15 protein-coding genes are annotated in these 21,341 nt (G+C 35.1%); 10 read left to right on the forward strand and 5 right to left on the reverse strand.

Going from position 1 to position 21,341, the window contains the following annotated elements:
• The 3 genes from DT250_RS27515 to DT250_RS27525 form a co-directional block, all read left to right on the forward strand.
• Positions 1-296 (forward strand): LPXTG cell wall anchor domain-containing protein (locus DT250_RS27515; protein ID WP_149214068.1); only part of this gene is annotated, 296 nt, incomplete at its 5' end.
• Between the two features lie 142 nt (positions 297-438).
• Complete coding sequence (locus tag DT250_RS27520; RefSeq protein WP_149214069.1) at positions 439-1,929, forward strand: coproporphyrinogen III oxidase; 1,491 nt, start codon at positions 439-441, stop codon at positions 1,927-1,929.
• 205 nt (positions 1,930-2,134) lie between these two features.
• A complete protein-coding gene (locus tag DT250_RS27525; RefSeq protein ID WP_149214011.1) occupies positions 2,135-3,691 on the forward strand; it encodes a fatty acid--CoA ligase in 1,557 nt (518 codons plus the stop codon).
• A 120-nt stretch (positions 3,692-3,811) separates the two neighbouring features.
• Here DT250_RS27525 and DT250_RS27530 read toward each other — a convergent pair whose 3' ends face one another.
• Positions 3,812-4,444, reverse strand: coding sequence for a GNAT family N-acetyltransferase (locus DT250_RS27530; protein ID WP_149214012.1), 633 nt, complete (start codon positions 4,442-4,444; stop codon positions 3,812-3,814).
• A 79-nt stretch (positions 4,445-4,523) separates the two neighbouring features.
• Here DT250_RS27530 and DT250_RS27535 point away from each other — a divergent pair, with 79 nt between their 5' ends.
• A complete protein-coding gene (locus tag DT250_RS27535; protein WP_149214013.1) occupies positions 4,524-5,372 on the forward strand; it encodes a MerR family transcriptional regulator in 849 nt (282 codons plus the stop codon).
• 89 nt (positions 5,373-5,461) lie between these two features.
• On the opposite strand, the gene DT250_RS27540 is transcribed toward DT250_RS27535, so the two are convergent.
• Positions 5,462-5,926 (reverse strand): hypothetical protein, encoded by a 465-nt coding sequence (locus DT250_RS27540; protein ID WP_088057384.1) that lies wholly within the window; start codon positions 5,924-5,926, stop codon positions 5,462-5,464.
• A 187-nt stretch (positions 5,927-6,113) separates the two neighbouring features.
• On the opposite strand from DT250_RS27540, the gene DT250_RS27545 reads away from it, so the two are divergent.
• Both DT250_RS27545 and DT250_RS27550 read left to right on the forward strand, forming a co-directional pair.
• Positions 6,114-7,592 carry a SulP family inorganic anion transporter gene (locus DT250_RS27545; RefSeq protein WP_149214014.1) on the forward strand — a complete coding sequence of 493 codons (1,479 nt, stop codon included), beginning with the start codon at positions 6,114-6,116 and terminating at the stop codon, positions 7,590-7,592.
• Between the two features lie 218 nt (positions 7,593-7,810).
• The gene (locus tag DT250_RS27550) at positions 7,811-8,170 is read left to right on the forward strand and encodes a hypothetical protein (RefSeq protein ID WP_000278032.1); all 360 of its coding nucleotides are present in this window, start codon (positions 7,811-7,813) and stop codon (positions 8,168-8,170) included.
• Between the two features lie 92 nt (positions 8,171-8,262).
• Here DT250_RS27550 and DT250_RS27555 read toward each other — a convergent pair whose 3' ends face one another.
• Positions 8,263-9,141: an accessory Sec system S-layer assembly protein gene (locus DT250_RS27555; protein WP_149214015.1), complete on the reverse strand. Its 879-nt coding sequence runs from the start codon at positions 9,139-9,141 to the stop codon at positions 8,263-8,265.
• A gap of 13 nt (positions 9,142-9,154) precedes the next feature.
• Positions 9,155-11,518 carry an accessory Sec system translocase SecA2 gene (gene secA2 / locus DT250_RS27560; RefSeq protein WP_149214016.1) on the reverse strand — a complete coding sequence of 788 codons (2,364 nt, stop codon included), beginning with the start codon at positions 11,516-11,518 and terminating at the stop codon, positions 9,155-9,157.
• Positions 11,519-11,769: 251 nt separating this feature from the next.
• On the opposite strand from secA2, the gene DT250_RS27565 reads away from it, so the two are divergent.
• Positions 11,770-13,290 carry a putative polysaccharide biosynthesis protein gene (locus DT250_RS27565; protein WP_149214017.1) on the forward strand — a complete coding sequence of 507 codons (1,521 nt, stop codon included), beginning with the start codon at positions 11,770-11,772 and terminating at the stop codon, positions 13,288-13,290.
• 130 nt (positions 13,291-13,420) lie between these two features.
• On the forward strand, positions 13,421-14,509 hold the full coding sequence (gene csaB, locus DT250_RS27570; RefSeq protein ID WP_001241586.1) for a polysaccharide pyruvyl transferase CsaB: 1,089 nt from the start codon (positions 13,421-13,423) through the stop codon (positions 14,507-14,509).
• 12 nt (positions 14,510-14,521) lie between these two features.
• Here csaB and DT250_RS27575 read toward each other — a convergent pair whose 3' ends face one another.
• A complete protein-coding gene (locus tag DT250_RS27575; protein ID WP_149214018.1) occupies positions 14,522-15,955 on the reverse strand; it encodes a glycosyltransferase family 39 protein in 1,434 nt (477 codons plus the stop codon).
• A 263-nt stretch (positions 15,956-16,218) separates the two neighbouring features.
• Between DT250_RS27575 and DT250_RS27580 the strand changes: the two genes are divergently transcribed.
• Both DT250_RS27580 and DT250_RS27585 read left to right on the forward strand, forming a co-directional pair.
• Entirely contained in the window at positions 16,219-18,069 is a 1,851-nt protein-coding gene (locus DT250_RS27580) for an S-layer homology domain-containing protein (RefSeq protein ID WP_149214019.1), read from the forward strand.
• Positions 18,070-18,609: 540 nt separating this feature from the next.
• Positions 18,610-21,255, forward strand: a complete 2,646-nt coding sequence (locus DT250_RS27585) for an S-layer homology domain-containing protein (RefSeq protein WP_149214020.1) — start codon at positions 18,610-18,612, stop codon at positions 21,253-21,255.
• The last annotated feature ends 86 nt before the right edge of the window (positions 21,256-21,341 follow it).

The following is a 21,341-nucleotide window of genomic DNA, read 5'->3' on the forward strand; positions in this document are numbered from 1 at the left end:
AGAAGCCAGGAGAAGAAACAGAGAAACCGGGCGGAGAAACAGAGAAGCCAGGTGAAGAAACAGAGAAACCGGGCGGAGAAACAGAGAAGCCAGGTGAAGAAACAGAGAAACCGGGCGGAGAAACAGAGAAGCCAGGTGAAGAAGTAGGAAAGCCTAACTTACCAGAAAAAGAGCAAGGCAGTTCCAATGATCAAAAACTTCCAGCTACAGGGCATAATACAAATTACCTGCCATTTATAGGTGTAATTCTTGTGTTATTAGGAATGCGTTTAAGATTTATGACTAAAAATAGCTAATAGATTTATAAAAGGCAGAAGAGAAATGTCATCTCTTCTGCCTTTAAGTTTTTAAATAGAAGAAATAAGGTAAAACCTTCTGTATTGACCTGCAAACGCCCTTCAAGTAAACTAAAGAGAGTTTGCAAATGAAAAGGTGATAATGTTGTTAATTTCAATTAAAACGCTACAAGATGATCGTTTTTTACGTCCGCTGCAAAATATTGGCGGCTTATTTTTTGAAGATAGTACGATTGGATTTGAACAAGAGGAAGCAAATCTTATCGTTGATATACACATTGAAGAGAATGTGAAAGCATCAGCTCGTTTAACAGATGTTGCTACTGGAAATGTGTATGAAGAAACATTCGCAAAAGATTTATCTGCTTTCACAGATGAAAAAGAGCGTATGAAGCAAGTGAAGCACGTTGTTTCTTATGTATATCTTTCTGTTCTTCAGCAGTTAACTGGTCTTCAACAAAGCTGGGGCATTTTAACAGGAGTTCGTCCGACGAAACTTCTTCATAAAATGCTTCAAAGTGGTATGTCAAAAGAAGAAGCACACCAAGAACTTCGTGAAAGCTATTTAATTCATGAAGAGAAAATTGAACTTCTTCAGCGTATTGTGGATTGCCAATTAGCGGTAGTTCCGGATTTATACCGTTTGAAAGAGGAAGTAAGTATTTATATCGGTATTCCATTCTGCCCAACAAAATGTGCATATTGTACATTCCCGGCGTATGCAATTAACGGACGCCAAGGCTCTGTTGATTCATTCTTAGGTGGTTTACATTATGAAGTTCGTGAAATTGGTAAGTTTTTAAAAGAAAAAGGTGTAACAGTTACGACGATTTATTACGGCGGCGGTACACCGACAAGTATTACAGCAGAAGAGATGGATATGCTGTATGAAGAAATGTATGAAGCGTTCCCAGATGTGAAAAATGTGCGTGAAGTAACAGTTGAGGCAGGTCGCCCAGATACAATTACGCCAGCGAAGCTAGAAGTGTTAAATAAATGGAACATTGACCGTATTAGTATTAATCCGCAGTCATACCATCAAGAGACATTAAAAGCAATTGGGCGTCATCATACTGTAGAAGAAACAATTGAGAAGTATCACTTAGCTCGTGAAATGGGAATGAACAATATTAATATGGACTTAATTATTGGTCTTCCTGGTGAAGGGTTAGATATTTTCAAGCACACGTTAGATGAGACAGAAAAGTTAATGCCAGAATCGTTAACAGTTCATACGTTATCATTCAAACGTGCTTCTGAAATGACGCAAAACAAACGTAAATATAAAGTAGCAGGTCGCGAAGAAATTACAGCGATGATGCATGAAGCAGAAGAGTGGACGCAAAAGCATAATTACGTACCATATTACCTATATCGTCAAAAGAATATTTTAGGTAACTTAGAGAACGTTGGTTATGCAATGCCGACGCAAGAAAGTATTTATAATATTGTTATTATGGAAGAAGTTCAATCTATTATCGGACTTGGTTGTGGTGCATCAAGTAAATTTGTTCATCCGAAGACAGGTGCAATTACGCACTTCGCAAATCCGAAAGATCCAAAATCATATAACGATGGCTTCGTAAAATATACAGAAGACAAACTAAAAATTTTAGAAGAGCTATTTGTATAAGAAGAAAGAGGTTGTTCCGATTTGGAACAGCCTCTTTTTTATATTGTTGTGAGTAAGTTGCAATAATTTCATTTATCAAGAGACCACACTGTTTGTAAAACTATGTCGATAATAATCAGAAAAATTAGTCAAATCATTAGAGGACAATGTCTACTTATGGACGAAATGATAGATTTATGAAAGAGAAAAGGGGGAAATTGTTGGCATGTACATGACGATAGGGAGAATATTTGATTTAGCGGTTGGTAAGTATCCGAATAAAGAGGCGTTAGTAGAGCCGGAAAAAAATATTCGCTGGACATATAAACAGTGGGATGAGCAAATAAATAAAACGGCGCAAGCTCTGTTGAAAGAAGGGGTAAGAAAGGGAGATACTGTATCTGTTTACTTATATAATTGCCGCGAATTTGTAAACGTTTACTTAGCTTGTGCGAAAATTGGGGCGATCTTTAACCCGATTAACTTCCGTTTAAAAGCAAAAGAATTATCGTACATCCTTCAAGATGCAGCCTCGAAAGTAGTAGTCTTTGAAAAAGCGGTTGAATCAACTGTTGCTATCATTGAACGAGATTTTCCAAATTCGTCTTTTTGGTATGTAGAAGACGATACACCTTCCTATGCTAGTTCTTACCATGAAAAAGTTAATGCGGCATCTTCTGACAAAGTAGATATCGAAATTGATGAAATGGATGATTGTTCTATATTATATACGAGCGGTACGACAGGTCATCCGAAAGGCGTATTGCATCGTCATCGTGAAATGACTGAGCATAGTATGATTTGTACGTATTTCTTAAAATATAATAGAGATAGTGCCGGACTTGTTGTAGCACCTTTATATCATTGCGGCGAGTTAAATGCTGGAATCATTCCGCGCATTCAAGTTGGCGGAAAGAATGTTATTTTGCATCATTTTGATACGGATAGAGTATTACATACGATTCAAGAAGAGAAGATTACGACGTTTTTTGCAGCACCGACGATGTGGAATATGTTACTGCAAAAAGATTTAACACAGTACGATTTAACGTCGATGAAGATTGGTATATATGGTGGAGCGGCGATGGCGCCAGCATTAGTGAAGGAATGTAAAGAATGTCTTTATATTGATCTTGTACAAATTTACGGAATGACAGAAATGGGGCCAGTCGTTGCGTTTCTCGTAGAAGACGATCAAATTACGAAAGCAGGTTCAGCGGGAACACCTTGTTTTAGTCATGAAATTCGCATCGTAAAACCGAATGAAGATGCACCAGCAGAACCGGATGATGTATTGCCTCCTTATGAAGTTGGGGAGATTATTTTGCGCGGCCCGACTATGATGGCTGGTTATCATAACCGAGAAGAAGCAAATGCAAAATCGATGTATAAAGGATGGTATCACTCTGGTGATTTAGGTTACTTCGATAAAGATGGCTATTTATTCGTCGCAGATCGTGTGGATGATATGGTAATTAGCGGAGGCGTTAATATTTATCCACGTGAAATTGAAGATTTCCTTCATAGTCATCCTGGTGTATTAGATGTTGCGGTGCTTGGTGAGCCAGATGAATTATGGGGAGAACGTGTTGTGGCTGTTGTTGTAAAGAAAGATGAAGCGATTACAGAAGAGGATTTGGAAATATATTGTAAAGAAAGTGATGAATTAGCAGATTATAAACGTCCACGTCATTACTTATTTGTGGATGAACTGCCTCGTAATGCGAGTGGGAAATTACAAAAATTTGTCCTGAGAGAGTCGTTGAAAGGTGCAAAACAATAGAAACCGATTTATACAAATAAGATTATCTTTCTTAATAAGGAAATAGTGTATATGTAAAAAAGCGGAGAGTATGTATCTCCGCTTTTTATTATTTTTGTAAGCATCAAGTATACATATTAATTAGTTAAAGTTATAGCGGTACAAAAATACGTTGAAATCTTCTTCCTTTGGTCCAAAATTAACTGCTTTTTCTTGTATGCGTTGGAAGTTTTGTCTATCATAAAATTCATAGTTGCATTCGTTATCTGTATATAAATATAAAGATGTTACGTCTTCTTTTTTCATATATTGGAACAAATCGTTTAGTAAAGACTTCCCAACTCCAAGACCTCTAGATTCTTCGGATACGATGAATAATTGTATACAGCCTTGAAATTGATCTTCTTTTCCTTGAATGAGTTCTTTATATGTTTTTTGTACTTGTATAAATGCTTTTAGAAATTCTCTATTCTCTTTAATCGTTATGAATAGCTTTAGCGTGTTAAAGGCAAAGCTAACAGTGTTATGGAAGCTCTTTAAACGGTTTTTATCTTTTTCAGAATCGCCTAAAATGACACCGATCACTTTATTATCTTTTTCGGCTACTTTACTGAAGGAACTTCCTAAAATACAACTGTGTAGATAAAAGTTTAATACTGAGTTTAAAAATTTTTTATCTGTAATGAATTCATTAAATCCAAATGCTTCACCGATTAAATGTTTTATAGGCTCATAGTCTTCCTTAACAAGACTTCTATATTTTACTGTGTTCATAATTGTATGCTCCCTTTATTAATGTAAATGACTTATTATAAATAGTAAGGGCTCCTCTAAGGGGAGAGTCAATGGTTGTATGCGAAAAAATATAAGGGAAGAGATGCAAATGAAAAAAATGTTTTCTATTGGAGAAGTTGCAAAAATAAAGGATATTACGATAAAAGCGCTAAGATACTATCATAAGATGGAGATTCTTATTCCAAAACATGTTGATGAATCAACGGGGTATAGATATTATTCTATAGATCAATTTATTCACATTGATATTATAAAAAGCTGTCGAGAGTTGAACACGAGCATAGTAGAGCTGCAAGAGATTTTTAAGGAACGTAATACGGATAAATTGCTACGATTTTTACAAGTGAAGAGAGAAGAAGCGGAAGAGCATATAAAGAAAATGAAAGAGGTAATGGAAACGATTGATGACTTACATGCTAAAGTAGTGAGTTCACAGGAAATATTAAAGAATGATGAAATATCTATTGAATTTTTTGAACAGCGTTATGTCGTTGTTGCGCCTTGTAAAGAAGTAGGGAGTTTACAGGAGTTACTGTATTATTCCGATTTAGAGAAAATCGTGCAAGATTATGAAGAGAAAATGGAAATGGAGATGGGGATTCTCTACAACGTAAATGCAAATTGGGATGTAGAACCGAAGTATGTTTTTAATAAAGTACGAGATGATGTACATATGGAAGAGATGCAAAATATAAAAGTATTACCGAGCGGGAAATATATAACGTTAGCGTATAGTAAAGAGAATGAAGAGGAACGTAGAAATACTATGATTAAATATATGAAAGAAAATAGTATAGAAGTAGAGAGTTTTATTGAAGTGGAGTTAGTTAGTGATATTTTTAATGCGGAGACGTATAGTTGTCAAATTCAAATTTTGATAGGGGATAGTGAGAATAAGAAGTTTTGATGCTATAAATTTAGGGGGACGATCCAAAAAGCCTACTTATTAATAAGAGAGACCATCCCTAAAAAATGGGACGGCCTCCTTAAATCGTATTACTTACGTGAAAATCCTTCTTCATCAAGGTATTCCGCAGCTTCTGGATAAGAGTTGAATGTACCGTCTAAGTTTACACCAGCGTACACGTTCCACATATCATCCTCTGAGATAAGAGTAAGGATATGGCCGTCTTCGTTATGCCATTCTTCTTCTTTCGCAGGTTCTGCAGGAACTACGATTTCTTCTTGTGATAATAGTTCGATTGATTGCTCGATTACTGAGCGTAATTCATCTGCTGAAAATTCGCGGATGTTAATCATACCTTTATCATCCGTTTTATAACCTTTAATACCATTTGCATATACAAATCCGTTTCCGTTTGGATGTAAATGATATACAACGTTCTTTTTATCTAAACGACTTTCTTCAAAGTGAAAGTTCACGCGTTTTAATGATACGTTCTTTCTTTCTAATTCTGGGAAAGATTCAATAATCGATAATTTTTCTTCAAAAGTTAGCATAGTGCCTCCAAATATATAATAAAAGATTTAATTTATCTATTATAGCACAGTTACAATGGTTTCCAAAGATGCGGTGTGAGCTTGCAATTGAATACGTTTACGTCACGAGACTGTAAAAAGTGGGCTAACGAATATATTCTTTTAGGTGTACAATGGAAAATGGACTTTATACAAAGGTGGTTTTTTTATGTTTCAAAAAATAGCAAAGGAATGTTTAGCAGGTTTTACTGTTGCGATTGTTGCGTTGCCACTTGCCATTGCATTTGGTATTGCTGCAACAGGAACGTCTGAAGGAGCACTAGTCGGATTGTATGGTGCGATTTTTGCAGGTTTATTTGCGGCGTTATTTGGTGGGACACCGGGGCAGGTTACCGGGCCAACTGGACCGATTACGGTAATTGCGACAGGGGTAATTGCGACGCACGGGTTAGAGGCGAGTTTTATAGCCTTTATGATGGCGGGACTGTTTCAAATTTTATTCGGTGTATGTAAGCTTGGCTCTTACGTGCGATATATTCCGTATCCTGTCGTTTCAGGATTTATGAACGGTATCGCATTAATTATTATTTTAGGTGAAATAAAGCACGTGCAAAATAGTTTTCTACTCGTAGTATTAACGATTATTGTAATGATTGTTTCTGGAAAATGGATTAAGGCCATTCCGTCTAGTTTAGTTGCATTAGTCGGTGTGACAGCTATGCTTCCTTTATTTTCTTCGGCGTTAGAGGGGCTTACAGTGAAGTTACCGATTATCGGAAACTTGTCATTAAATAAGGTGATTGAGAAGATTGGGACGATTCCAGAAGCGATGCCGACGCTTCATATTCCATCTTTAAGTGGAACAGGGATGGCAGAACTTATTTTACCAGCGCTTAGTATTGCTTTATTAGGATCGATTGACTCGTTGTTAACATCGGTCGTAATGGATAATGTGACAGGTACACGTCATAAAAGTAATAAAGAACTGGTCGGACAAGGTATCGGTAATATGGTGAGCGGATTGTTTGGTGGATTAGCAGGGGCAGGGGCGACTGTACGGTCTATCGTTAATATAAGAAGTGGCGGTAAAACGGCGCTTTCAGCAAGTATGCATAGTGTTATATTATTTATTTTCATTATGGGACTTGGATCGGTCGTACAATACATTCCGCTTGCTGTATTATCAGGTATTTTAATTTTAACTGGTATTGGCATGTTTGATTGGGAAAGCATGAAGAAAATGCATGTAGCACCAAAAGGTGATGTCATTGTTATGCTCGTAACGATGGTTGTCACAGTGAAGTTTGATTTAATGATCGCTGTTGCATTCGGTATTATTCTTTCGTTCATGATATACATGGTGAAATGTAAAGAACGTAAAGCTTCTATTGTAAAAGAAAAGGAAGCGACGTATAAAATTAAAGGTCCACTTTCTTTCCTAACAGTGGATCGTGTTTTTCAGACTTTACAAGACGTAAAGTCTCCAGTTGTTTTACGTATGAAAGATGTGCGCTATATGGATGTATCAGGAGCGATGGCATTGTTAAACTTTGTTGAGCAATCGGATAAAGCGGGCGCGAGTGTGACACTTGAGCAATTGCATCCGAGTATTGAACAAATAATCGTGACGATGGCAAGTAATGAGCAGAGGGAACAATTACAATTTTTAAAGGCAAAAACAAGTTAGAGATAAGAACCCTCATGTGATAAAATGTGAGGGTTTCTGATTATTCGCATATGTATGTATTGAATTTGAATATCCAGATGTTATACGTCTGTTGACAATTGCTACACTTAGCAGTATAGTAACATTTTAGATTAGCAGTATGCTATCGTAATAAGTGTAAGAATTTTAAGATTTCTTTACACTGAAAAGAAATCGCTTTAAGCTGGAGGGAATATTTGATGTACAAACAGTTACCACATGGAGTAAAAGTCGGGATTACACGTTCAATCGTTGCTTCTTTTGAGAAGTATATGAAGGAAATTGAATGGAACGAAGAAAAGTTTGACATACAACAATTTGTTGAACAGTGGAAACAATATTTATATACAAAATCAACTTGGATTAATAAAGTAGATGACAAGTTGAAAGAACATCCAGATTTCCATCAAGCGCTAGCAGTAAAAGTGAATGAGAAAATTAACGAGCTTATTAATGAAGAGCCGACTGAAGAGCAATTAAAAATTTTAAAAGATCACGAAGTAAATAATATAGATGATTTTTGTAAGTTGGAAGCAGCGTATCATATTGAACGTTTGTAGTTGAATTACATAATAGTTTACATAGGAAAACACGTCGTATTCATAAAAGAATACGACGTGTTTTTCATTACTCGCTTAGCGAGTAATGACGGTTATTGTGGGATAAACGCTTTCCACTTAGATAAATCGATTGGTTCTTTTGATACTGAATCAGCCGGGAATGTAAAGGTCCAAGGTTTCGTAGAATTGGCCTTAATTTGAAAATCTTTTAATACAAATGTTTGTTCCGCAACGGTAGATTCAGAGCGATCTGAAATATGCAATGGAAGTTGCTCAAGAGTTATGTTTTGGTTATAGCCATTACGAATTAAAATAGTTGCGTTCAAATCTCCGTTTTCTTCTACAACTGCGTTTAGCCCTAGGAAGTTAATTTCATCTTCTGTAGGTGGATTTAGGTTAGTAATAATTTCTTGTAATTTCATTATTGCACTTGCAGGTAGCTTTTCTTTCCATATAGGATCTAAATCTAATGAATGTTTTCCTTTTAATTCAAATACTAGTTGCCAGTCTTCAGGTGATAGCGTTGCTTCCGTAATTGAATTTTCTTCAAAGACGAAAGTCCAAGGCATATTTACATTTGATGGGATTTCTTCTAAGTGTGATAAATCAAATGTTTGACGTGCACATGTTTCTCCATTTTTATTTAATAAAGATAGAGTAAGAGTTTCAAATTGAATTGGATGTTTTACACTACTACGAATGAATGTAGTAATATAATAAGCATTTTCATGTTTTTTACTTTCAATTCCGGCTAGCGAAATTTGATTTTCTTGTAAGGTAGGTAAAGATTTATGTAAAAATTGATAAATATACTTCTGTTCTTGTGAAACCTCATTCCAAGAAGGATGGAAGTATAAGTTAGGTTTTACGTTTTTGGTATTATTGCTGTTTTCTTCGGTTCCTAATAATTTAGAACCAGAAATTACAGAGTCTCTACCTTTTTTTCTTGCCTTTTTTAAAAATGATAGCATGCAATTCACCTCATTATATATTTTGTGGAACAGTTATATATCTTGCTAAATATAAAGCAACCTCTTTTTCAAAATGGCTAAATGTGTGTAAAAAGATTTCAAAACCTTCTTTTTGATAAAGTCGTGCCGGATCTTCCTGTTGGTATTGTCTTAAGCCAATACCTTCTTTTAAATGTTGCATTGCACTTAAATGGTCTGTCCAACCAGAATCCAGGAAGTGCAAGCTAATTTGACGTAATACTTCTTGTGCATCTTCATTACTTTCTAAATCGTTAACACGTTCTATATAACTTGTAAGAGTATCTTTTAATAGCTCTTGTAAGTCCTCAGTAGAATGAACGTTATTAGCAGATAATGCTGGAATTTCTTCGGTAGATAAAACTTTTTGTAAATCTTCTACTAGTCTAGTAAAATCCCACTCTTCAGGAAGCATTCCTTCTAATAAATGATCTTTAGCAATAACGGTTAGTGTATTTTTAATCATTGGAATGACAATTTCTATCATATTTACTTCTTCGTTTAAAAGGTTATTACGAAGTTTGTAAACTACATTTCGTTGGTCGTTTATGACATCATCTAATTTCAAGTTGTATTCACGCATTGAAAAATGACTACCCTCACAAATTAATTGCGTACGGTTAATTAAATCATAAATTTTAGTATTTAGAATTAAACCGTTTTCATCAGTTTTAAGTGGTTTTTTTAGCTTCTCTACATCTTCACCTGCGTAGCGTTGCATCATTTCATCTTCTAATGAAAGGAAGAATTGAGAACTTCCAGGGTCACCTTGTCGACCAGCTCGCCCTTTTAATTGATTATCAACGCGGCGAGATTCATGTCTTTCTGTTCCGATTACATGTAATCCGCCAAGCTCATGGACGCCTTTTTCTAACAAAATATCGGTTCCGCGTCCTGCCATGTTTGTAGCAATTGTAATTTTTCCTTTTTTTCCAGCTAATGCAATTAAATCAGCTTCTTGCTCAGCACTTTTGGCATTTAATAGTTGATAAGTTAAATTAGCTTCATCTAAATAACGTGCAACTGTTTCAGATTGAAGGATGGACATCGTACCAATTAAAATAGGACGTTCTTTTTTATGTATATTTATTACTTCTTCACAGACAGCTTTATATTTAGCGTCGGCTGTTACATATACGACGTCTTTTTTATCTTCACGAAGTATAGGACGATTCGTTGGAATTGAGATAACTTCCATATTGTATACGCGGTTAAATTCTTTTTCTTCTGTTTTTGCAGTACCTGTCATACCTGATAATGCTGGATACATACGGAAGAAGTTTTGAATAGTAATAGATGCTTGCGTTTGATTTTCATCTGTAATCGGTAAACCTTCTTTTGCCTCAAGTGCTTGATGCAACCCGTCGCTTAAAGAGCGGCCATCCATAATACGTCCTGTGAAAATATCAACAAGCATAATTTTTTCGTCTTCGACAATATAATCGACGTCTAGTTGGAAAGCTACGTGTGCACGTAATGCTTGAATCATATAATGATATAAAGTTTGGTGCTCTAAATCATATAAGTTATCAATATCAAATAAATCTTCAATTTTTGTAATGCCATCTTCTGTAAAGTTACATGCTTTTGTTTCCGCATCATAAGTGTAATGCTCAGTGTCTTGGAATGTTTTCATTACATTCGCGCATAAATGATGGAAATCGGAACTGCTTGACTTTTTCCCAGCGATAATAAGCGGGGTTTTAGCTTCATCAATTAAAACACTGTCAATCTCATCAATAATTGCAAAGTGATATGGGCGCTGTACTTGTTGTGACTTAGATGATGCCATATTATCACGAAGATAATCGAAACCAAACTCAGTACCAATTCCGTATGTAATATCCGCTTCATAAGCGCGCTTTTTATCGATAGATTCCATTTGTGCCATATTTAATCCAACTGTTAATCCAAGAAATTCATGAACTTGCCCGATTAATTCCTTATCACGCTTTGCTAAATAATCATTTACTGTAATAACGTGAACGCCTTTTTTCTCAAGAGCACGTACGTAAGTGGGTAAAGAAGAAACGAGAGTTTTTCCTTCTCCTGTAGGCATTTCAGCGATGTTTCCTTCTAGTAATACAAGGCCACCGATTAACTGTACGTCGTAGTGACGAAGACCAAGTACTCGTTTTGCGGCCTCTCGAACGATAGCAAATGCTTCTATTTTTATATCGTCAACTGTTTTTCCATTTTGTAACATATGTTGAAAAGTAGCAGTTTTTTGGCGTAGTTCACCATCTGATAATGTTTCCATTACAGATTCTAATTGATTAATATCATTCACAAGTTGTTCATAATTTTTAATCTTTCTTTTTTGTGAATCTCCCAATAACTTCTTGACCGAATTCAGCATTCTTGTAACACTCCTCTTACTGACAATAGATACATTATAGTATAGTTATACTAGAAAAAAGTAGAAATGGAAAGTGGTAGGAAGTTTGAGCGAACTCGTTTTTTTGAGTAAGTATACTTTCATTTTGCTATAAAAAAGAAAGTATTCAATATATAAGAAATTTGGTATGATAATTTAATGAGATGAAAGCAGTCTCTATATTTAGTAATAATTCGTTTGAGAATATATGTATAAAAGAAAAGAGAAGAAACATGAATAAGAAGTTTGTAAAAGGTGCAGCAATTTTAACAATTACAACTTTTTTGTCGAAATTGCTTGGAAGTTTCTTTCAAATTCCATTGCAAAATATTGCAGGAGATGAAGTGCTTGGTATTTTTCGCCTCGTGTTTCCTGTATATATGATTGCCCTTACCTTATCAGTAGCTGGTGTCCCATTGGCAATTTCAAAATTGATTGCAGAGTTGAATGAAAAAAATAAGCATAAAGAAATTGCAAAATTATTTAAATCGGCATCGATTATAGGGATGGCATTTGGAATATTCGGGTGTTTAGTGATCGTGTTATTTTCTACTGAAATTGCAAGTATGCTTGGTGGACAAGAAACGAGGGTACCCTTACTAGTTACGTCATTGGCCTTGCTCGTTGCACCATATATGGCGGTTTATCGTGGGTATTTTCAAGGATTCGGTGATATGAAACCGACGGGAATATCACAAGTCATTGAGCAATTTGTACGAGTATTTTTTATGTTAATCATCGCTTATATATTAGTATATTGGAATGAAGGTAGTGCTATCATTACTAGTGGGGCAATGATTGGATCTTTTCTTGGGGTAATAAGTTCGCTTATATATTTACGTATGACATACAATAAAAGTTCATATCAATATAAGGGCAACTCATATTCACTGCAAGATTTGAAAAAAGATGGAAAGAAAATATTGCAAGTATCTATTCCGATTGCTATTGGAGCTTTATCCATGCCGCTTTTAAATTTGGTGGATTCGCTAACAGTGCCGCACGTGCTACAAGGATCGTCGGCCGAAATTCAAGCGCAATTTGGTATATATAGCCGCGGTTCTGCATTTACACAATTAATCGTTGTTTTCGCAAGCGCAATTGTATTTCCATTAATACCATTATTAACGTCTGCGCTAGCAAAAAAAGATGTGAATTTAGCAAAAACGACAGTTCAAAATACGAACTCACTTATGCATGTGTTAACAGCCCCGTTAACGATATGGTTAATTGCATTAACGGTTCCGTTAAATGTGGGATTGTTTACAGATGCGAAAGGAAGCAGTATGTTAGCTGTTATGATTGGTAGTTCGTATTTCACATCGGTTATGGTATTATCAATAGGAGTTTTACAAGGGATTAACCGCTCTGCCCAAGCTGCGTGGATTGTTATTGGCGCAAGTTTTGTGAAATGTTTCTTAAACATAGTATTAACAAAAAAGTTTGGCATAGATGGAGCGGCGTATAGTACATTGATTATATATGTGTTAATCTGTATCGTAAATCATCTGTACATTCGAAAATATCTTTCCTATTCTGTTCGTATAGGAAGATTTTTTATTGTAATAGGTGTATCTTGTATTTTAGGATTAGGACTATATGAACTATCTACTATAATAGATGTTACATCTTCAAGAATTATTGCGTTATTATATAGTGGTGTAGCACTTGCTATTGCAATAATTTTGTATGCGGTATGTGCTTTGAAATTAAACTGGATATCAAAAAAACAAATACCATTTTTGAAAAAATAAATATAGAACTACGAAATGTAAGGATTGGAATTCGGACGGGTTTATTGTGATGATGCTTTTTTAGGTAAGGAGTTGGTACCAGTTATGATGAATGAAATGATTGGTTACCAAATGTTGGAGGAGATTAAGAGTGCGGTTAGTTTTATCAGGATATTATGGTTTTTATAACGTTGGAGACGAAGCTATTCTACAATCGATTATTGAATCGTTACATAAAGAGAATCCGAATATTGAACTCGTTGTGCTGTCAAATGACCCTGACTATACAAGGAAAATGTACGGAGTAGAAGCGGTGGATCGTTGGAGTATCAAATCGGTTTATGATGCAATTAAAAAAAGTGACGGGCTTATTAGTGGCGGAGGGAGCCTCCTCCAAGATAAAACGAGTATAAAAAGTATTTTATACTATACGGGTATTATGGGGTTTGCTCGTATGTTAAAAAAACCGTATTACATTTATTCACAAGGAATAGGTCCGATTACAAAAAGGCATAATCGACTATTAGTGAAATGGCATTTGTCGAAAGCTGCATATATATCAGTTCGAGATGAGGATTCATTTTTATACTTAAAAGAACTTGGCATGAAAAGGGATATTGAACTTGTTCCAGATCCAGTTTTAACATGGAAACGAAAAAAACAATCAGATTGGCTACAAAAACATTCTCTGCATGGGAAAATAATTGCAGTGAGTGTGCGTCACTGGAATGCAAAAGAAGATTATATAAAAAAGTTAGCGATTGCTTTAAAAAAATTAAAGCAAGAAGGGTACCAAATTTTATTCGTCCCGATGCATGGTCCGTTTGATCAAAATGCTTCGCGTGATGTAGTGGATTTAATGGGAGAAGAGACGTATATGCTTCCATATAAAATGGATATTGATGAGAAAATATCTATTTTATCAGAGTGTACCCTTTTAATTGGTATGCGTCTTCACGCTCTTATTTTTTCGGCTGTCGCGAAAACACCGATGGTTGGAATTTCATACGATCCAAAAATCGATTCATTTTTAAGACAAGTGAATCAACCGGTTATAGGAAGTGTGGATGGAGACTGGAGTGCAGACGATTTATATAAAATTGCGAAAAAGCAAGTGACGCAGCATGAAGAGATACAGCAATCCCTGCAAAGAAGGGTAGATGAGCTGCAACTGCAAGGAGAACAAGCGGCCAAGAAAATTATTTATCATATAGAAAAAAACACTCTACAGAAAAAGTAGAGTGTTTTTTTGTTAGTGTATTTCTTTACGTTGAAATCTTTCTTTTATATATTGTGTAATAAGATAGACACCGTAACCTTGTATAATCATAAATGTCGGGATGATAAAGTAGCGATAGCGCGATTGAATTTCAATGAAGAAGTGCACGCCTTCATACCCTAAAATTAATAATGAGAAGAACAGTAACGTTTTATTCCGTTGTTCTTTTATCGTTTTGATGGAAGCTATGCAAGCGAATATGCAAATGCTTACGTAACATAATTTTTCTAACGTCCACAGTAATTTTGATAATTCGGGTTTTGGATGACCTTCTAATCCCCAATAAATGGATGCGTCATAATCTCCCCACATAACTTTAAACTTATCTTTGAATAACAATAACAGTTGTCCTTTATCGGCAGTTCTTTCTTTAATGAGCTGTTTTTCAATTTCGAAACGTTCCTCGCCAATCGGATATTGAAAAACAAGTTTATGGTCAGGGAAAGAGAATCCACCTGTTGTTTCAGTATTGAATCCGACTACAAATTTCCAATAAGGGTCTCGACTAGATAATGGATATTGTGTAACCCCTGTAGCAATTAATGTATAGCTAAAGATGAAATGCACGATATAATAAATGCCAATCATGCCAATTAGCTTTGATACAACCATTTTTTTATTCAGTTGTTGATCACCAATTATATGAGTGATCAGCAAGAAAAGAATGAGAGCTAGTAAAATAACAATACCAATCGGCCTCATAATATCGCCAAATGCAATAAGAATACTAACAAATATCCACGCATATGAATGCGAGATTCCTTTTTTTACGAGAAGATAAAAACCAGCATAGAATAGAAATGTTGCGAGATGCTGATTTGTTAGAACGGAAGTCATCATAATGTTAGGAATGTACGTTGCGAAAATAAGTGCGGCAACTCTACCGCTAAATTCGTTAAATAGATGCGTAGCTATGCGATATATAAAGTACGTAATGCCAGTGCAGTATAGTATATTTAATAATTTAATCGCTAGTACACCTTCGCCAAACAATTTGATGACACCAGCTTGGTACATTGTAAAGCCTAATTGATATACCCAAGTAGTAAAATATGCTTTGTCCGCGAATGAGAAATTGTTATTTGTTGCATCAACGGCTCCATTATACATTTGTGCGAAATCTTGTACGACATTTGTTTGAACTGTTAACACCCATGCAAGACGAAGTGTGAATGCTAGTAGACAAATAAATATGAGAAATTGTGTTTGAGTGAAAAAACGATTCACGATGATAGACATGAATATAATACCGATTAGAACGATTATAAGTGCCACTATAAGGAAATAGGGATGATCGTACTTCGGTTCAGTTATTAAAAATTGCAATGAGTATATAAGAGTCATTACAAAAAATAACAATGTTAATATTTGCAGTGATTTAAATGCAAATGCATATAATCTAGGCATAATGATCCTCCGTAGTATGTAATATCTTTGTAGTTATTTCTATATAAACAGAAATAACTACGTCATTATATCATAAAGGATTTTACGGTTGTAAAAGGAATGGAGTACATAGGAAGATTAGTAGGAAATATAATACTTTAATATAATGAAATATTTATTTTAAAAAGGCTGTATGTTAATTTTTGTTTATCATGTTTATATAATTAGTATATAATCGGTGTTGGAATGATAAATTCGTAGATTACGAGGAGGATTACATAACCGTGAAGAAATTTTCAAAAGGTATTACAGCAGTCGCGTTAACGGGGTCATTGCTTTTAACTCCTATTTCAAGTTATGCGGCGAGTGATGATATTACAGGTCATCCATTTGAGCAACATATGCGTACTCTTATTAATAAAGGGATTATGTCAGGATATGGAAATGATGTGTATTTACCTGACAAAGAGATAACGAGAGCAGAGTTTGCTACATTAGTAGCGAAAGCCCTGCAACTTCCGCAAGCAGATTCGAATTTTAATGATGTGCCAAAAACATACGGATTATATGACGGTGTAAGTAGAGCATTTGGAGCGGGAATTATTAAAGGGCGTAGTTCTGAGGCTTTTGCACCAAATGATGTGATTACACGTGAAGAAATGGCCGTAATGGTAAAACAGGCGCTAGATTATAAAAAGGTTAACGTAACTGTAAGTCCGCTTACATTTGCTGATACGAATCGTATTAACTATAAAGAACATGTACAAGTTATGGTAGCTACAGGGATTATTAAAGGTTATCCAGAAGATAATACGTTTAGACCACACTTATCAGCGACAAGAGGTATGGCTTCGGCGATGCTGAACTTAATGCTTGGTAAAATTGGTAACAACGGAGGAGAAACTCCAGTAGAAACAAAGAATTATGTATTGTTAAATGATGCAGGGAAAATAGTAGAGCGTTACGCTACATATAAAGAAGCTGTTACAGCTGCACAAAATAAAGGCATCAATGCAGTAAAATATGAAAATGATTACGTATGGATTAAAGATGGCTTTGCAGCAGCGAAGCAAATTCCTGGAGATACAATTAATGTGTACGGCGATAATTTACAAACAGTATATACATATATTAAGTATGGAACGGAATTTAAAGTGTTAGAAGTTGGAGAAGATCGTGTGAAAGTGCAAATCTCTGACCTAACAGGTTATGTAAAGAAAAATGAAATTACTTTAATTCCTGAAAATGAAATGAAGAAGTCATCCTATTACGTAAAATCAGATGGATATTTATATCACAGATATTTCACGTATAATACAAGCTCACCTGGATATACAGAATATAGATTTGGTGCAGCCCCTTCGTTCATGAAGCAAGGGCAATCAATGTATAGTGTAGATGGAAAAACATTCGGAAATGAAACGTTCTATCAATATTTTAATTATCTATCATTACGTACGAAAACAGAGTACACGGCAGAACAATTAGATAGTTATGTAAAATCAGTTAGACCAGATTCGCCGCTAATCGGTTTAGGAAAGAAATTTAAAGAAGTAGAAAGTAAGTATAATGTAAATGCATTATTCCTATATTCATTAGCAGTTCATGAAAGTTTATATGGGACAAGTGACCTTGCACGAGATAAAAATAACTTATTTGGTTTAAATGCAACTGATAATAGTCCATTTGGTAATGGTCTATCATTTAATTCAAAAGAAGATTGTATTGAACATGCTGCAAAAGTATATATGAATGAAGGATATTTAAATCCAGCACATTGGCGTTATACTGCAACATATACAGGTGATAAAGCTGGCGGTTTAAATATGAAATATGCATCTGATGCAAACTGGGGTAAAAAAGTAGCAGGGCATATGTTCCGTTTTGATTCGTACTTAGGTAAAAAAGAGTACAACAAATATAAGCTTGCACGTGTAACGAATAAGGTGGAAGCGAAAAAAGATCCTCGTACGTCGAATGAACGACTGTATAACTTAGCGGCAAATAAAGTTGTTACGGTTACAGGCGAAGAAACGATAAATGGACAAGCGTGGGTTAAAATCATTTCTGATGACCCTGCTGTAAATGAAGCATATGTGGCAAAAGAAAATGTAGAGTACGTAAAACACCAATAAAGAAAAAACAAAAAGACTGATCACCTAGAGGATCAGTCTTTTTGTTTTTCGAAAAAAATGAATGAGCGTACTGGATGTTATTTAATAACATTTATATGAAAATAATACCACTTTATAGAAATTTATAACAAATAATTCGACAAAATAACAGAAATAAAGCGTATTTCTGTCGAAGAGTGTCGATAATTTTAAAAAGTGTAAATTGTCATTTCATTTATATTATGTGCTATAATGCTATTTGTATATTAAATACAAGCGATGTATATGCGTTTACATATTAGAAAAGTTGATAAATATATAATTCGACAAAGATTGCGAATTTGTCGAATTATGCGATGAAAAAATCTTTTAAAAAAAAGAATTATGACGTATTATATACATGGTTTAACTTTTTGGAAAAAGATAGTATTTATTATGGCTAATAAATTACTATTCTTCAAAGAGTGTTTGTAAATTAATATATGAATTTAGTAAATCACTAGTTTTTCAAATACATATTTCTAAAGCTAGTATTATATTTCTCAAGGAGGAAATAAATCAATGGCAAAAAATAAGTCTTTTAACAAATTAATGGCTGGTACAATGACAGCTGCAATGGTGGCTGGCGTAGTAGCTCCAGTTGCTGCAGCAGCAGAAGAGGGCGCATTTAAAGATGTTCCTAAAGGACATTGGTCTGCAGATGCGATCAACTCTATGGCTGCAAAAGGTATTATCGTAGGTACTGGTAATGGCCTATTCGGATTTGGTGACGATGTAACTCGTGCTCAAGTAGCTACTTTCATGGTAAAAGCAAAAGGTCTTGAAACTGGATCAACAAAAACTCCATTCACAGATGTGCCAGAAAGCAGCATTTATGCTAAATTCATCGCAACTGCTGAAGCTAACAAAATTATGGCTGGTTTAGGCGAAAATAAATTCGGTCCAGACGAGAAATTAACTCGTGCACAAATGGCACAGCTTCTTGTTAACGCATACGGTTTCAAAGCTGATGAAGAAAACAAACAAACTTTCAGTGACATCGACGGTTTATCTTGGGCAACTGCAAAATCTTCAATCGAGACTCTTGCAAGCCTAGGTATCGTATCTGGTGAAGGTGAAGGCAAATACAATCCAAACGGCGTTGTAACTCGTGAGCAAGCTGCTCAGTTCATCTACAATGCAATGACATATAGCCCGAAAGTAAAAACAGATGCTAAAGTTGAATCTGTAAGTGCAATCAACGCTCAAGAAATTAAAGTTACATTCACAAACCCAGTAAATGAAAAATCTGCAGTTAACGAAGCTAACTACATTTTTAAACAAAATGGCGCTGATTTAACAGTTGCTGATTTTGAAGGTGAAGCTGGTAAAAAAGGTGTTCTTTCAAAAGACGGTAAGAGCGTAACTTTCAAATTAGTAGCTGGCAAAGCATTTGCTAACTCTGACAAATATGCAGTACATTCAACTACAGGCGTATTAGGTGCTGACTTAAAACCTGTAGAAAAATATCTTGATTCAGAAAAAACATTCTCTGACTCAAAAGCTCCGGAATTATTAGGTGCACGCGTTATTGGTAAAACAGTTGAGTTAACATTCAACAAACCAGTAAAAGAAAATGCTGACGTTAAAATTGATGGCGTTAAAATCGAAGGTGCAAAAGTTGCAAGTAAAACACCAGGTGTATATACTTTAACAACTTCTGCAATTGATAATAATGGAATCTTCGCAAAAGGCGATCATGAAGTAGTTGTATACGATGCTGAAGATACATTACGCGTAAATGCTAATAAAGCATCAATCTTAACAACAAAATACACTGTATCTTCTGATACAACAGCACCAGAAGTGAAAGAAGTTAAAGCTATTAACAACCGTACTTTCAAAGTTACGTTCTCTGAGCCATTAAGCCAACACCCTGAAGTAACTGTAAAAAAAGGTAACTATACATTCCCAACAGCAGCATATAATGTTGCAGGTGGTAACGGTGTAGTACAATTTACAATTGATCCAAAAGATGCAACTTCATACATCGTTTCTGTTAAAGAAGATGCAAAGGGAGCTCTTAACCCATTATATGCAGGTAGTGAAAAGAAGGTTGACTTAAGTGTTAACATTAAAAACTACAAAGATGGAGTAAACTTACTTGGTAAACCAGTTGATACGAGTGTTTCTTTAACTGAAGATACTGCTACACCAAAAGTATCTACTGATAGCTTAAACAAAGTTGAAGGTAATAACTTACTAGTTAAATTCAACGGTAAAATTGCTGTAAATAATAAAGACCAAATCGTAGTACGTGACAAAGATGGCGTAGTTGTAACATCTGAAATCACAGCTGTTGGCGATGTATTAAATATTAAACTTGCTTCAGAAGCAAAAGATGAGCCTTACACAGTAGAAGTAAAAGCTGGTGCTGTTAACTTTGCAAAAGATGAGAACTTAGCTTCTTACTCTGTAAATACAAACAGCAACGTTGCATTCAATACAACTGTTTCTACAACAGGTATCGTAACACCTGTAGTAGAAAAAAGTGCTGACATTATTTCAATCGAAGGCGATGTAATCACTGTAAATTACGGTCAAGATATGAGTGGTAACGCGAAAGATGTAGAGAACTACAAAATTGACGGTAAAGCATTACCAACAGGTACAACTGCAGAGTTCGTTGGTAGCAAACAAATCGTTAAGATTTCTTTACCTAAAAATTATTTATCAAAAGCTCAAGATGCTAAATTTACAATTAGCACAAACGTATTAACTGCTTCTGGAAGCAAAGTAGTAGCTAACGCTCAAACAAAAGCTCCAGTTGAAAAATTAATCAAATTCGCTGATAACACAGCTCCAAAATTAACAGGCGCTGTTTATGTGAAAGATAGCAATGAATCTGAAGTTTCAAATACAATCAAAGTAACAGCTGATGAAAACCTTGCAGCGTTTGCTAAAGATAATGCTGAATTTATCAATGACTTAAAAGTTGTTGTAAATGGCAACGATGCAAAAATTAAAGGTATTGAGCGCGGTGGCGAAAAAGAACAATTTGCTATTTACTTAACAACTACAGAAAATCTAAACGTTGCTCAAGCTGCAACAATTAGTGTAGTAGCAAAAGGTGCAGCTAACGAAGACGGCATCAAAATTACAGATGCTGCAGGTAACCAATTATCACTTGGTAGCGTAACTGCATCAAGCTCTATCGTTCGTAAATAATAGATTATATCTATTATAGGTGAAAATCCCTTGTAGGAAATTTCCTGCAAGGGATTTTTTCTATGATTCAGTTATGTGCGAGCAGG

Source organism: Bacillus sp. AR2-1 (assembly GCF_008368755.1).
Lineage (GTDB): Bacteria > Bacillota > Bacilli > Bacillales > Bacillaceae_G > Bacillus_A > Bacillus_A wiedmannii.